13 protein-coding genes are annotated in these 14,617 nt (G+C 51.5%); 4 read left to right on the plus strand and 9 right to left on the minus strand.

The genetic code is table 11. From position 1 onward, the window contains the following. The first annotated feature begins 70 nt into the window (after positions 1-70). On the plus strand, positions 71-1,501 hold the full coding sequence (locus ACQ66Q_RS04235) for a PLP-dependent aminotransferase family protein (RefSeq protein WP_430455654.1): 1,431 nt from the start codon (positions 71-73) through the stop codon (positions 1,499-1,501). Positions 1,502-1,547: 46 nt separating this feature from the next. Here ACQ66Q_RS04235 and ACQ66Q_RS04240 read toward each other — a convergent pair whose 3' ends face one another. Genes ACQ66Q_RS04240 through zwf form a run of 5 tightly spaced genes read right to left on the minus strand, consistent with a single transcriptional unit; the run spans position 1,548 to position 7,169 of the window. Next, positions 1,548-2,195: a bifunctional 4-hydroxy-2-oxoglutarate aldolase/2-dehydro-3-deoxy-phosphogluconate aldolase gene (locus ACQ66Q_RS04240; protein WP_377242801.1), complete on the minus strand. Its 648-nt coding sequence runs from the start codon at positions 2,193-2,195 to the stop codon at positions 1,548-1,550. A 2-nt stretch (positions 2,196-2,197) separates the two neighbouring features. Beyond that, on the minus strand, positions 2,198-3,172 hold the full coding sequence (gene glk / locus ACQ66Q_RS04245; protein ID WP_430455655.1) for a glucokinase: 975 nt from the start codon (positions 3,170-3,172) through the stop codon (positions 2,198-2,200). Beyond that, positions 3,165-4,997: a phosphogluconate dehydratase gene (gene edd, locus ACQ66Q_RS04250; protein ID WP_430455656.1), complete on the minus strand. Its 1,833-nt coding sequence runs from the start codon at positions 4,995-4,997 to the stop codon at positions 3,165-3,167. Before edd ends, glk begins: the two co-directional genes overlap by 8 nt. Before the next feature lie 8 nt (positions 4,998-5,005). After that, a complete protein-coding gene (pgl, locus tag ACQ66Q_RS04255) occupies positions 5,006-5,704 on the minus strand; it encodes a 6-phosphogluconolactonase (protein ID WP_430455657.1) in 699 nt (232 codons plus the stop codon). Then, the gene (zwf, locus tag ACQ66Q_RS04260; protein WP_430455658.1) at positions 5,697-7,169 is read right to left on the minus strand and encodes a glucose-6-phosphate dehydrogenase; all 1,473 of its coding nucleotides are present in this window, start codon (positions 7,167-7,169) and stop codon (positions 5,697-5,699) included. Before zwf ends, pgl begins: the two co-directional genes overlap by 8 nt. Before the next feature lie 263 nt (positions 7,170-7,432). On the opposite strand from zwf, the gene ACQ66Q_RS04265 reads away from it, so the two are divergent. Next, positions 7,433-8,290, plus strand: a complete 858-nt coding sequence (locus tag ACQ66Q_RS04265; RefSeq protein WP_208931402.1) for a MurR/RpiR family transcriptional regulator — start codon at positions 7,433-7,435, stop codon at positions 8,288-8,290. Between the two features lie 136 nt (positions 8,291-8,426). Further along, positions 8,427-9,863: a pyruvate kinase gene (gene pyk / locus ACQ66Q_RS04270; protein WP_430455659.1), complete on the plus strand. Its 1,437-nt coding sequence runs from the start codon at positions 8,427-8,429 to the stop codon at positions 9,861-9,863. A gap of 99 nt (positions 9,864-9,962) precedes the next feature. Here pyk and ACQ66Q_RS04275 read toward each other — a convergent pair whose 3' ends face one another. After that, on the minus strand, positions 9,963-10,904 hold the full coding sequence (locus ACQ66Q_RS04275; protein WP_430455660.1) for a DMT family transporter: 942 nt from the start codon (positions 10,902-10,904) through the stop codon (positions 9,963-9,965). A gap of 190 nt (positions 10,905-11,094) precedes the next feature. On the opposite strand from ACQ66Q_RS04275, the gene ACQ66Q_RS04280 reads away from it, so the two are divergent. Next, complete coding sequence (locus ACQ66Q_RS04280; protein WP_430455661.1) at positions 11,095-12,093, plus strand: ATP-dependent 6-phosphofructokinase; 999 nt, start codon at positions 11,095-11,097, stop codon at positions 12,091-12,093. A gap of 79 nt (positions 12,094-12,172) precedes the next feature. Here the strand turns inward: ACQ66Q_RS04280 and ACQ66Q_RS04285 are convergent, their stop codons facing one another. The 3 genes from ACQ66Q_RS04285 to ACQ66Q_RS04295 form a co-directional block, all read right to left on the minus strand. Further along, positions 12,173-13,000 (minus strand): LytR/AlgR family response regulator transcription factor, encoded by an 828-nt coding sequence (locus tag ACQ66Q_RS04285; protein ID WP_430455662.1) that lies wholly within the window; start codon positions 12,998-13,000, stop codon positions 12,173-12,175. Beyond that, positions 12,969-14,063: a sensor histidine kinase gene (locus tag ACQ66Q_RS04290; protein WP_377242819.1), complete on the minus strand. Its 1,095-nt coding sequence runs from the start codon at positions 14,061-14,063 to the stop codon at positions 12,969-12,971. Before ACQ66Q_RS04290 ends, ACQ66Q_RS04285 begins: the two co-directional genes overlap by 32 nt. Before the next feature lie 110 nt (positions 14,064-14,173). Continuing rightward, a complete protein-coding gene (locus ACQ66Q_RS04295) occupies positions 14,174-14,575 on the minus strand; it encodes an acyl-CoA thioesterase (protein ID WP_377242821.1) in 402 nt (133 codons plus the stop codon). Between the last annotated feature and the right edge of the window lie 42 nt (positions 14,576-14,617).

A 14,617-nucleotide genomic window follows, 5' to 3' on the forward strand; every position in this document is an offset into this window, starting at 1 on the left:
TGGCTATTCATAATTTCATACTGTACAGGTTATCTGACCGGTACAGCCGCACTGGTACCGGGAGTGACCAATGCAAGTAGCATTAAAAGATTTTCAGCTGGATTTAGCATCTGCAGATGGCTTAACCACACAACTGTTGCAGCAGTCACGCCAGCAAGTGCAGCAAGGTAGCTGGCCGGCGGGCGCCCGCCTGCCCTCGGTCCGTGCGCTGGCGTCGCATCTGGGCATAAGTAAATTTACCGTAGCGGATGTTTATGAGCGGCTGAATGCCGAAGGTTTGGTGCTAAGCCGGCCCGGCAGTGGTGTATTTGTCGCTCGACGCCATCCGGCACTGCAGCTACAGGAGAACAACAGTCCGAGTGAGCTGGCCGATGAAGTTGCTTTAATGCGCCAGACCTTGCAACGTGAGCCGCATTGGCTGAAGCCGGCCGCTGGTTGGCTGACCCCGGACTATCTGCCTCAGCAGGAGATCCGCACCGCACTGAAAGAAGTCGCGAGGCAGGAACAGGCGTTGACAGACTATGGCCCGGCACAGGGTTATCTGCCGCTGCGACAATATCTGGTAAATCGGCTGGCGGAATTGCGCATCCAGTTGGCACCGCAGCAATTGTTGCTCACGCACAGCGCCACTCATGCGCTGGATTTGGTGCTACGTCTACTGCTCAAACCCGGTGATAGAATTATTGTCGACGATCCGGGCTTCTATAATTTCCAAGCGATGTTGCGGCTGCATCAGCTGGAACTGCTGTATCTGCCCCGCACTGCTGACGGTCCGGATCTGCAGATATTAAACGCCTTGCTGGACAACCATAAGGTGCGGGCCTATCTGACCAATTCGGTGTTGTCGAATCCGGTTGGAACTTGCGTCAGTCCACCCAAAGCAGTGCAGATACTGTCTTTGCTGAAACAACATCAGGTATTGCTGATTGAAGATGATATTTACGCAGATTTTGAAGCGCAACCGGCGCTACGTTATGCCAGTCTGACCGGTCTGCAGGAAGGTATCTATCTGGGCAGCTTGTCGAAAACTATTTCGGCTGACCTACGCGTTGGCTATATAGCAGCGTCGCCGGCACTGGTCGCATCGCTGACTGATTTGAAGCTCATCACAAGCACCTCGACGCCTGCGACTGTCGAGCGTGTGGTGTATCAGGTATTGACCAGCGGTAGCTACCGCCGCCATCTTAAACAGCTCCAGCAGCGCCTTGATGGCTTGCGTCGCGACGTCGTGGCTCAGTTTGCTATGCGCGGTATCCAGCCATGGTATCTGCCCGAAGCTGGTTTTGCATTGTGGTTACGTCTGCCTGCGGGGATCAGTAGCCGAGCGTTGACAGCTTACGCGGCCGCTAAACAAGTCGTGCTGGCACCTGGCCCGAACTTCAGCCAATGGCCGGATGCCGATCAGTTTATGCGGGTCAACATCACTCAATGTGCCGATCCCAAGCTTTGGCAAGTACTGGATGACGCTCTGGCGTCGCTGGGCAACACATTGCGGGGCTAAACAAAAAAACCGGCGCTAGCCGGTTTTTTTCTGCAAAGTCACAGCGTTAGCCTTTTGCTTTTGCCACTGCGTCTTTGCAAAGTTGCGTGATGCGGTCCCAGTCACCGGCGACGATGGCATCATCCGGTACAATCCAGCTACCACCAACACAGCGCACGTTGGGTAGCGCCAGGTACTCAAGGAAATTCTTCTCGTTGATACCGCCGGTTGGACAGAAGCGGATATCAGAGAACGGACCGTGGATAGACTTCAGCGTTTTCACGCCACCCGCCGCTTCCGCCGGGAAAAATTTGAAGTGGGTGTAGCCTAAGCCTGTCCCTTCCATCAGTTCCGAAATCGATGCGATGCCCGGAATTAATGGAATAGGTGCTTCTTTACCGGCAACCAGCAGTTCACGGGTCAGACCCGGGCTGATGGCAAACTTCGCACCCGCTTCCACCACTTTTTGCAGCTGATCTGCCGTAGTGACAGTACCTGCGCCAACAATGGCATCCGGCACTTCTTTGGATAACAACGCAATGGCTTCCAGTGCAACCGGAGTGCGCAAAGTCACTTCCAACACCTTGATACCACCGGCCAATAAGGCTTTCGCCATCGGCACCGCGGTCGCCAGATCTTTAATCACGATCACGGGAACCACTGGGCCCTGTGCAAATAAGGTGTCTGGTTGTAACTGCCAGTTTGAAAACGACATAATCAGCCCGCCAATTTTTGTTTTAAATAAACTGCACAGCCGAGTAAACCCGGTTGCTCTGCAGTGACGATATAAGTTGCGATTTGCCGGTTGAACGCGGCAAAGCGTCCTTTGGCTTCGAATCTGCTGCGAAACTCACTTTGTTCCAGCAACGGCAGCAATTTAGGCGTGATGCCGCCTGCGACATAAACACCACCAAAAGTGCTTAAGGTCAGCGCTAAATCGCCGGCCAGACTACCCAGCGAGGCAAAAAACTGCGCAACAACGGCCTGGCTCAACGCGCAGCTGCCATCCAGAGCCTGTTGGCCAATCTCTGCAGCGGTTTTAGCCGGTACATCCAGTTGCTGATAAGCAGCCAAGGCAAGATACAGACTTTCCAGACCAGGGCCGGACAACAAGCGTTCCGGCGACACATGGCCATAATGCGCTGCCAGATAACGCTGAATGAACCATTCCTGCTCATTCTGCGCCGTCCAGTCGGTGTGACCGCCCTCGCCCGGCAATGGGATATAACCCTGTACAGTTGGAATTAAATGGGCAACACCGAGACCGGTCCCTGCACCAAGCACCGCCATTGGCTTGGACAGATCGCGATCACCAGCCCCGGTTTTCACCAATTCTGCATCGCGAATAGCTGGCAATGACATCGCCACCGCAGTGAAATCATTCAGCACAACAAATTCAGCGAGGCTCAGCTCGGCTTTAATTTTCGCGATGGAAAATTCCCAATGGAAATTGGTCATTTTGACGTAATCGCCAGTCACCGGACAGGCAATGGCAACAGCAACGTGCACGATGTCGGTCAGTTCCTGCTGTTCTCTGTAATACTGCAACGCCAGTGCCAGCGTGGCAAAATCCGCGCACGGATACACCACAACTTTATCTAGCACTAGCGTGTCCAAATCCACCCGGCTGAACCGGGCGTTGGTGCCGCCAATATCCGCGACGATTGCGAAGCGGATCTGTGCATTAGCCATTGAGGTGCTCCTCAGTGGTAAACAGACTGCAGGCCCCTTGTTCAGCACCCGTCAGCACTGTGCGCAAACCACCAAACATTTCGCGGCCCATACCATAGTGGCTTTCCGACAAATCATAAGTTGCCAGTGGGCGGGCGTTAAACTCAGCGGCATCAACCAGCACTTGCAATTCACCCGTTTGCGCGTTTACACGCACCAGATCGCCATCTTGAATACGCGCAATCGCACCGCCTTCGAAAGCTTCAGGTGTGACATGGATAGCTGCCGGAACTTTGCCTGAAGCGCCAGACATCCGTCCGTCGGTGACTAATGCCACTTTAAAACCACGGTCTTGTAACACGCCAAGTGGCGGCGTCAATTTATGCAGCTCCGGCATGCCACAGGCTTTCGGGCCTTGGAAACGCACTACAACCACACAGTCTTTATCTAACTTGCCAGCCTGGAACGCAGCATCGAGCTCATGCTGATCACTAAATACAACTGCTGGAGCCTCAACGATGTCAGTGCCAGCACGCAGCGATGACGTTTTAATCACGCCACGGCCAATATTGCCGGATAACACGTGTACACCGCCGCTCGTTTTGAAAGGTGCAGCAACTGAAGCAATCACTTTGTCATCCAGTGATTTAGCCGGGCCATCGACCCACACCAGTTCACCGTCTTGCAGCGCTGGCACCTGGGTGTAACGACGCAGGCCATAACCCGCCACAGTGTGAACGTCTTCATGCACTAAACCAGCATCTAACAGTTCACGGATCAGTACCGACATACCACCAGCCTGATGGAAGTGGTTCACGTCTGCTTCGCCGTTCGGATAGATTTTGGCCAGCAATGGCGTCGCTTTGGATAAATCTTCGAAATCGTCCCAATTGACGATAAAGCCAGCACTGCGTGCCACTGCCACTAAGTGCATAGTGTGGTTGGTCGAACCGCCGGTTGCCAGCAAGCCAACGATACCGTTCACCACCGCTTTGACATCAACGATTTGGCCGATTGGCGTGTAGTTCGCACCTAAATCGGTCAGACGGGTAACCTGCCGCGCGGCGGCTTTGGTCAGTGCGTCGCGTAATTCAGTGCCCGGATTGACAAAAGATGATCCAGGCAAATGCAGGCCCATCATTTCAACTACCAGCTGATTCGAATTCGCTGTGCCATAAAAGGTACAGGTGCCGGCCGCGTGATAAGACTTGGCTTCAGAATCGAGTAGCTCTTCTTTGCCAACTTTGCCTTCAGCATACAGCTGACGCACGCGGGCTTTTTCTTTGTTCGGTATACCGGAAGGCATTGGACCTGCCGGAACAAAAACAAATGGCAGATGGCCGAAACTCAACGCTGCCATCAGTAAACCCGGCACGATCTTGTCACAGATCCCGAGCATCATGGCGCCGTCAAACATGTTGTGAGACAGACCAACTGCGGCAGACATCGCGATAATATCGCGGCTGAGCAGACTCAGTTCCATACCAGGTTGGCCCTGTGTGACACCGTCACACATCGCCGGTACACCACCAGCGAATTGTGCCACGCTGCCTACTTCAGCACAGGCCTGTTTAATCATGGCCGGATAAGTCTCGTACGGCTGATGCGCCGACAACATATCGTTGTAGCTGGAGATAATGCCGATGTTGGCTTTGGTCAGACTACGCAGGTCAGTTTTTTCCTGCGCCGTGCACGCAGCAAAACCGTGCGCCAGATTGCCACATGCCAGAGCACCGCGATGCGGGCCTTTGCGCCGGGCTTTTTCCATCCGTTGCAGATAAATGGCGCGACTTTTTTCGCTGCGAGCCAAAATCCGTTCTGTAACCTGTAGTATGACCGGGTGCATATAAACCTCTATTGATCTGCGTACATAACTGATAACTCAGGAGTTGTCAGTTGAATAAAAGCTCGGATTGGCATCGCTGCCACATCAGTGCCGGCAGCCGCCTGCTCGAGCACCTGCAATTTTTTACTGCCAACTAGATGCAGATAAATGGCCCGCCCTGCCGCGAGGCGTTTTTTACTGAAACTGATGCGCTGATAAGGCGCTGTTGTTGGATTCGTCGCCAACAAGTCAGCTGCATCGTCAGCAAGGCCTGCTGCCAATTCTTTGCTACATGGGAACAATGATGCGGTATGTCCGTCTTCGCCCATCCCGAGGATGACGACGTCAAAACGTGGCAAACCATGAATCCGGCTCAGCAGCTCAGGTACAGCAGCTTCGGCGTTGTCCGCTTTGGCATATAGACTGACAAAACGCGCTGCTGCGGCTTTGTGCTGTAATAACGCAGACTTGACCAGCCGCTCATTGCTGTCGGGCGCATCATCTGGCAAATACCGGTCGTCAGCCAGCGTGATGGTGACTTTAGACCAGTCCAGATCGGTGTTGGCTAAAGTTTGGAACAATGGCAACGGTGTGCGGCCGCCGGAGACGACGAGCACAGCTTCACCGCGCGCGGTGATCGCATCTTGTAACTGAGCACTAATTTGCTCGGCAAAAGCGGCATTAAGCGTTTGTGAATCCGGAAATTGCTGCAATTGCATGTTATTCATCCCAGTTCCGATCGTCACGCGCCAGCAGTGAAATGGCGGCGACTGGGCCCCAGGTACCAGCCTGATAAGCTTTTGGCGGCTCGTTGTTGATACGCCATGCATCCAGAATACCGTCAACCCAGGTCCAGGCCTGTTCGACTTCGTCGCGACGAACGAACAAATATTGGTTGCCTAACATCGCTTCTAACAACAAACGTTCGTAAGCATCCGCAATGCGTTGGGATTGGAAGGTTTCGTCAAAACTTAAATCCAGTTTGCTTTGCTGCAACTGCATCGTTTCGCCAAGTCCCGGGATCTTGTTCATGATCTGGATCTCAACGCCTTCGTCTGGCTGTAAGCGGATGATCAGCTTGTTTGCAGGCAACTGTTTATAAGTTTCGTGGAAAATATTGTGTGGTTGTGGCTTAAAGCAAATCACCACTTCGCTGACTTTATTTGGCATGCGTTTACCAGTGCGCAAATAAAACGGCACGCCGGCCCAGCGCCAGTTATCGATATCAATTTTGATCGCGACAAAAGTTTCGGTTTTGCTGTTCGGCCGGGCGTCTTCTTCTTCCAGATAACCTGGTACGGCTTTGCCAGCAACAAAACCGCTGGCGTATTGACCGCGCACGGTCTTTTCCTGCACGTTTTGCAGGTTAATCGGCCGCAGTGCCTTTAATACTTTTAACTTCTCGTCACGGATGCTGTCTGCATCAAGGCGCGCCGGCGGTTCCATCGCGATCAGCGACAACACCTGTAATAAGTGGTTTTGCACCATGTCGCGCATTTGACCGGCATCATCGTAATAACCCCAGCGCCCTTCGACACCGACTTCTTCGGCGACGGAGATTTGCACGTGGTCAATCGCGTTGTGATCCCAGTTCGAAGCGAAAATCGCATTGGCAAAACGCAGCGCTAATAGGTTCAGTACTGTTTCTTTACCTAAATAGTGGTCAATGCGGTAAATCTGCGATTCTTTAAAATAACGTGCGACTTCGTCGTTGATGACTTTGGACGATTCCAGGCAATGACCAATTGGTTTTTCCAGCACCACACGTGATGGTTCTGCTGACAAACCAGCCGCGTCCAGTCCTTTACAGATATTGCCAAACAACGACGGCGCTGTGGCGAAATAACTGACCGGAATGCGTTTCGCTGGATTGGTCACGTCTTTTAACTGCAGATAATCCGCTTCTTTGGTCAGGTCAACCTGTACATATAACAGTTTGCCTTTCAGTCGTTGCCAGACGTCGGCATCGATTGGCTCTTTAATGAATTTGTGTAAGTTGGTTTCAACAAGCTCGACATAGTCGGCCTGCGTCAATGCGTCCCGTGCCACGCCAATAATGCGCGAATCGGCATGCAGCAAGGCTGCACGTTCCAGTTGGTATAAGGCAGGGAGCAGTTTGCGGCGCGCGAGATCGCCTTTGGTGCCAAACAGAATTAAATCACAGGCTTTGTTTGATTGTGCTGTTGCTGTCATGCAAATGACCCTTGAATAGATGTAATTTTACAACACTTAGCCGCATACTAGCCGACTGAAAAGCGCTTGTAAACCTAATAAGATGTAATTAAATTACACATTAACTAAAGAAATTGACGAGCCGATGGCTGCACGCAGTCTTTGACAACTATCATCAATAGTGTGGTAAATTTATCACTTTTGATGTAGCCGTCCTTGTCAGACTACAAATAATATTACATAAACCTGCCCCCGCAGGTCTCATAACAAGCAGGTAACCGCGGATGAATGTGCTGGAAAAAATCGTCAACAGTGTCAACAGCTTTAGTAAGTCAGAGCGAAAAGTGGCAGATGTGATCCTGGCCAACCCGCAAACGACCATTCACAGCAGTATTGCTGCGCTGGCGAAAATGGCTGATGTGTCAGAACCGACTGTGAACCGCTTTTGTCGTCGCCTCGATACTAAAGGCTTTCCGGATTTTAAGCTGCACCTGGCGCAAAGTCTGGCAAATGGCACGCCTTATGTAAACCGCCACGTTGAAGAAGACGACGGCCCGGAAGCTTATACCGCCAAGATATTCGAATCAACGATGGCTGCATTGGATGCCGCTCGGCAAAATGTTGATATTCCAACGATTAACCGCGCGGTTGATGTACTGACTCAGGCAAAAAAGATTTCGTTTTTTGGCCTGGGCGCTTCGGCGTCTGTGGCGCATGATGCACAAAACAAGTTTTTCCGCTTTAACGTGCCGGTTGTTTGTTTTGATGACATCGTCATGCAACGGATGAGCGCTATTAATAGTGCTGAAGGCGATGTAGTGGTCTGTATTTCTCACACTGGCCGCACAAAAAACCTCTGTGATATCGCCACTATTGCCCGCGAAAACGATGCAACAGTGATTGGTATTACCGCCTATGACAGCCCATTGGCGAAAGAATGCACGCTGGTGTTATCACTGGATGTGCCGGAAGATACTGATATGTATATGCCGATGGCGTCACGCGTTGCGCAGTTAGTGCTGATTGATATTCTTGCCACCGGTTTTACGCTGCGTCGCGGCACTAAATTCCGTGAAAATCTGAAGAAAGTAAAAGACAGTTTGCGTGGCTCACGCTTCGATAAAAAGGATTTTCACAGCTGATCGGAGCAGTTGAACGGCTAAAATTGTAGTTTTTTTTCAGATGCTCGCTATATTCTGTAATTTAATTACATTAAACTAATCCAGTTCGAACCGGGCATCCGCCCGGTTTTTGCCAATCAACAGGCAGGAGTTGCCAATGCCAAGAAGAACCAAAATAGTCGCCACTCTGGGTCCCGCTACGAATACACAAGCCGCCATTGAGAAACTGATCCAGGCTGGTGCTTCAGTATTTCGTTTTAACTTTTCCCACGGCAGTGCCGACGACCACATTCAACGTGCAGCGATGGTCCGCGCTGCCGCAGCCGCATGTGGTGCACATGTCGCTATCTTAGGTGATCTGCAAGGCCCGAAAATCCGGGTTTCTACTTTCAAAAATTCCAGCGTAGAACTGTCCGAAGGTCAGGACTATGTGCTCGACGCTGCCCTTGGTAAAGGTATGGGCGACGAGACTCAAGTTGGTATTGATTACAAAGAGTTGCCGGGCGATGTTTTCCCGGGCGATTTATTGCTGTTAGATGATGGCCGGATCCAACTAGTGGTCTCGCATGTTGAAGGCAGCCGCATCGTGACCAAAGTCACTGTCGGCGGCAAACTCAGCAACAATAAAGGCATCAACCGTCAGGGGGGTGGTTTGTCTGCTCCGGCACTGACTGATAAAGATAAAAACGATATCGCGTTAGCGGCGGATATCGACGTGGATTATCTGGCGGTCTCCTTCCCGCGTACCGGTGATGACCTGCGTCTGGCGCGTCAGCTGGCCCGTGCTGCTGGTTCTGAAGCGCTGATCGTATCGAAAGTTGAGCGCGCAGAAGCCGTTGCTGATGATGAAACGCTGGATGATATTATCCGGGCTTCAGATGCTGTGATGGTCGCCCGTGGTGACTTAGGTGTTGAGATCGGTGACGCCGAGCTGGTCGGTCAGCAAAAACGTATTATCGCCCGCTCCCGTCAGCTGAACCGTGTGGTGATCACGGCGACGCAAATGATGGAAAGCATGATCGAAAGCCCAATGCCAACCCGCGCTGAAGTGATGGACGTCGCGAACGCAGTGCTCGATGGCACAGATGCCGTGATGCTGTCTGCAGAAACGGCCGCCGGCAAATATCCGACCGAAACCGTCAAAGCGATGGGCCGGGTGTGTGACGGCGCCGAAAAGCATCCAAAAGTGTTGTCGTCAAAACACCGGATGGATGTGACTTTCACTGAGATCAGCGAAACGATTGCATTGTCTGCGATGTACGCAGCGAATCACCTGGCCGGCATCAAAGCGATTATCGCCCTGACCGAATCGGGTTATACCGCCAAACTGATGTCCCGTATCACCTCGTCTCACCCGATTTATGCCCTGTCGCGTCATGTGAAAACATTGAACAAGATGGCGTTATATCGCGGTGTGTATCCAGTGGCGTTTGACAGCCATGGTATCAGCAACGACCATATTGCCGATGAAGCCGTTGCTGCGGTGAAAAAAGCAGCCGGTCTGCAAAGCGGTGATCTGGTGATCCTGACGCACGGCGATGTGATGGAAACTGTCGGTGCTTCAAACACCTGTAAGATTGTGACAGTCAAATAAGTCAGTCGCACTGCATAAAAAAACCGCCGATGGCGGTTTTTTTTATGCTTCAGCAGCATGGTCACAGCACAGCGACAAAGGGTAGCAAGTTATTTGCGACTAAGCCCGGTCAGCAAGATGTTGTTTTAACAGTGGCGATAACGCAGTGATCGCAGAACCGGCGACCACCAATAAGGCACCAGCGACCGACCAGATATTCAGCGCTTGGGCTGGTGCTGCATCCGGAAACAGCCAGCTCACCATATTGGCAAACAAAATGGTCAATAGTGGCGTGATCGCCAGCACCGCACTGACTTTTGATGCTTCCCAGTGTTCCAGTGCTTCGGCGAATGCGCCATAGGCAATAATTGTATTTAAACAACAAAACGCCAGCAAACCCCACTGTAAACCTGTCAGATGGAGGATTGGAGTCAGGTCTGCGACCGGGAAAAAGCACAAGGCACCGGCAAGATAGATAAACCACATAATTTGCTGCGAGTTGAAGCTCATCAACAGCTGTTTCTGCGCCAGCGCATAACAAGCCCAGGTTACTGCAGCAATAATAACTAGCAACACACCCAGACTATCCTGACCAAATTGGGTCAGTAACAGCACTAATCTTTCGTTGAAAAACAGCAACAAACCAATCAGCAACAAAGTGGCACCGATTTTTTGCCACAGCAATAACTGTTCGCGGAAGATGAATATCCCACCCATCATCATCAGAAAAGGAGCCAGCTGGATCACAACCTGAGCGGTCTCTGCGGTTAACAGGTGCAGTCCCATCAGATATAAGATGTAATTCGACAACAAACCGCCGATGGCGATCGTCAACAAGATGCTCGCTTTGCGGCTGAATCCACGCACGGTTGGTAATGCTTTTTGTTGCCAAAGAACCACACTGACAAACAAAGCCGCGACTAAAAAACGGATCCAGGTGATAGTATTGGCGGTTAAATCGACCAATAGATGCTTCAGTGCTATCGGCAACATGCCCCACAAAACTGCTGTAACCAGCGCTAACATAAATCCGTACAAACTGCGGCCAGACGCCTGATGCATACCCTACCCTTTGACCTGAAAAAAGCGCGCTATTGTCGTTGTTTTCGCCGGCGTTGTCGCCTGTTATCCATCACTGTGACCTTGTTTTTCCGTCGATTGGCCTGTATTTGCGGTATATCAAGACAGGGCGATACAAGCTGGTTTAAGCTCGGTAGCATCCATATTTAAACTCAGTAACGGAGTGATGAGCATGATGCAAAGGATAGGTGTGTTAACTTCTGGCGGCGACGCGCCCGGCATGAACACTGCGATCCGCGCTGTGGTATTGACGGCCAGTCAGTACGGACTTGAAGTCATCGGTTTTCGCCATGGTTTTAATGGTATCTTCCAGCGCGACTTTCAGGTACTGCAAAGCACAGATGTGCGACAGATTAGTCACCTCGGCGGAACCATATTAAAAAGTGCGCGCTGCAAAGCGCTACCACAGCCCGGTGGTGCCGAACTTGCCGCGCAAATCCTGCATGAGCTTGGCATCGATGCATTACTGGTGATTGGTGGAGATGGTTCGTTTCGCGGTTGCATGGCGCTGTCGCATCACTACCGGGGCCAGATTGTCGGTTTACCAGGCACCATCGACAATGATCTGGATGGTACCGACCTCACCATAGGATTTGCTACTGCATTACAGACTGCGCTCGACGCTATCGATAAAATCCGTGATACCGCGGATGCGTTTGAACGGACTTTCCTGATTGAAGTGATGGGTCGTCATACCGGTTACCTGGCGTTATCAGCCGGTATCGCCGGTAGTGCCGAGCAGATTATTTGTCCGGAATATGGCGAGACCGTCGATGTCGCAGATATTGCCGCGGATATTCGCAGCTACCAGAAACAACATGGCGCCTGCAGCTACATCATTGTGTTGGCTGAAACCATGTATCCGGCCGGTGCGGCGGCCCTTGCGCAAGAATTATCGGAACAAAGTGGTACTGAGTGCCGCGCTGTAGTGCTGGGCCATTTGCAGCGTGGCGGCAGCCCGGTCGGATCAGATCGGATCCTGGCAACTAAATTGGGGGCCTATGCCGTTGAACAGCTGATGGCGGGACATGCCCATTTGATGATGGCCGGCGAACAAGCTGGTCAGGCCGTGTTGTTTCCTTTGTCCTTAACCGGTGCACAGCATAAAAAAGCTGATCCATTTCTGTTGGCATGGCAAGACCGCGTGTTACAGCAACATAAAGCGACGTAGCAGACGCTGATTACCTAACGAAAATAAAAAACGGCGCCCCATCGGACGCCGTTATCTTGTTGGATTTTCTTGCGATTACTTAACTGCCAAACACCGTTTTGACGCGGTCTTTGTAACTACGGCTGACTTTCACCGACTGACCGTTGGTCAGCATCAGCTGATGCTCGCCGTTCGCCAACATTTGCAGTTTGGCAATAGTCGCAACGTTCACAATAGCCGAACGATGCACGCGCACAAACAAGCGTGGATCTAATTCCTGTTCCAACTCTTTCATCGTCCGGCGCAGAATGTGGGTTTGACCATCATTGGTGTGGATACACATGTAATCACCGGCAGCATCGACCCAATCAATGCTGGCAACCAGCACCCGGGTGATTTCGCCGGAGTCTTTGATACTGATCGCTTCCGGGAATTTGTCATTCATCACCGGTTGTTCATTATCAAGCCGGCCGAGAATTTGTGCAGTATCTTCGCCGGTCAGTTTAGCCACCACTTCCGCCAATTGGCCTTTGTGTTTGTGATCATCTCTGGCTTCGTAGGCACGTAGCAATTTTTCCACCGCCGCCTGCAAACGTTCTGCTTCCACCGGCTTTAGCACATAATCAACGGCACTGACATTAAATGCGCTCAGCGCGTAATGATCAAAAGCAGTGACAAAAATCACGTATGGCAGGTGCGTCATCTCACTTTGCAGATGTTTTAACACGGCAAAACCGTCCAGCACCGGCATCTCGACATCGAGAAATAGTACATCTGGCTTGTGGGTCAGCACCGCAGCAATCGCTTCTTCACCATTGCTACATTCAGCGACCACTTCTAATTCTTTAAATGCTGCAAGCCGCAATAACATGCCCTTACGCGCCAGCGGCTCATCGTCAACGACGATGACTCTCAGAATGTTCTTCATCAGTTTCTTCCACCTCAAACGGGATCCGGATGTTCACTTTGACGCCTTGCGGCTGATTATGCGTCAGCACCAGCGAAAAATTCTTGTCGTACAATGCGGCCAGCCGCTCACGGGTATTCACCAGGCCAAGACCGCTATTTTCTTTCGGCAGACCGGCATCAATTGGCATCCCCGGGCCGTTATCCGCCACCTCAATCAATAAATCATGACCGAACTTACGGGCTTTAATCGCGACCAGACCACCGGCAGCCTGTCTGGCTACCGCATATTTAATGGCATTTTCAACCAGAGGCTGCAAAATCAGGCTGGGGACCAATGCTTGTTCAGTGTTATCGGCGATATCATATTCAATCGTCAGCCGTTCAGAAAACCGGACTTTTTCGATTTCCAGATACAAAGATGCTGCGTGTAACTCTTGTTGCAACGGCACTTTTTTGATCGGGTCTTTGTATAACGAGTAACGCAGGAAGTCACTCAAACGACTGAGCATTTTATTGGCGGTATCAGCCTCACCGAGCATGACCAATGTCGATATTGCATTGAGTGTATTAAACAGAAAATGGGGATTGAGCTGATAACGCAGCATTTTTAACTGCGCTTCGTGCGCCTTATTCGACGCGGTCAGCAGCTTTTGCTTTTCCTGCTGCAGACTTTGATAATAACGCACACCAAAATATAAGCCGCTCCAGCTCAGCATCACATAAAAACTGACCGGCGTTTGTTCCAGATATTGCAGCCAATCTTTTGGCCGAAAGCCATGCCGGTATATTTCCCAGTAATTGAAATTTTTAATCACTGACCAGCAGGCGGCTGTCACCAGCGACGCAAGTAACACGGACCCAATCAGCGCCGCCGGATGAAAACTGCGGATACGCTGATACAGGTAACGCAGCGGAATGGTTAATAACCAACCAGCGTAGGCATCCAGCGCTACGACCAGCAGATACGCATCGCGCATCTCCTGAAATAATGAGCCGAGAAACGCAACCAAGGCAAAACCCAGCCAACCAAGGCTGTGCAATAACCAAAACTGACGGTGGCGGTCTTCCAGAATTCGGAGCAAGGACGGATATCCATGTGTATCGGGAGGCCGATTATACCAAAGCTGCTGTCAGGATAACCGGCGTTAAACCCGCTTCAGTGCCTGTTAGTCGCAGCGTTGGCGAATGCAGGTCAGCTCAGGACCGGCGTTGGTTTGCGATCAGGTCCTAAGGCGACAAAAGTAAATGAGCCTGAGATCGCGCGGTGTTGATCGTCGCTGTACATATCTTCGACAAAAATATCGACATTGACGCGGATACTGGTGCGGCCTACGTGTTCAATCCGGGCAACCAGCTCAATAATGCTACCAGCAGGGATCGATTCCTTAAAATCCACCCGATCAGAACATACAGTGACCAGCGGTTTGCGGCAAAAACGGGTTGCGGCGATAAACGCAGCTTCATCCATCCAGGCCAGAGCCTCGCCACCAAACAAGGTGTTATGATGGTTGGTGCGGCCAGGAAATACTGTTTTGGTGACGCGGGTTACCGCTTGTTCTATCCGCACTGCCACTTGCGCTTCATTCATCATCATTACTATCCATCCTGTAGCCGCTATCTTGTAAAGGCCGCGCAT

The organism is Rheinheimera sp., assembly GCF_965283995.1.
Classification (GTDB): domain Bacteria; phylum Pseudomonadota; class Gammaproteobacteria; order Enterobacterales; family Alteromonadaceae; genus Pararheinheimera.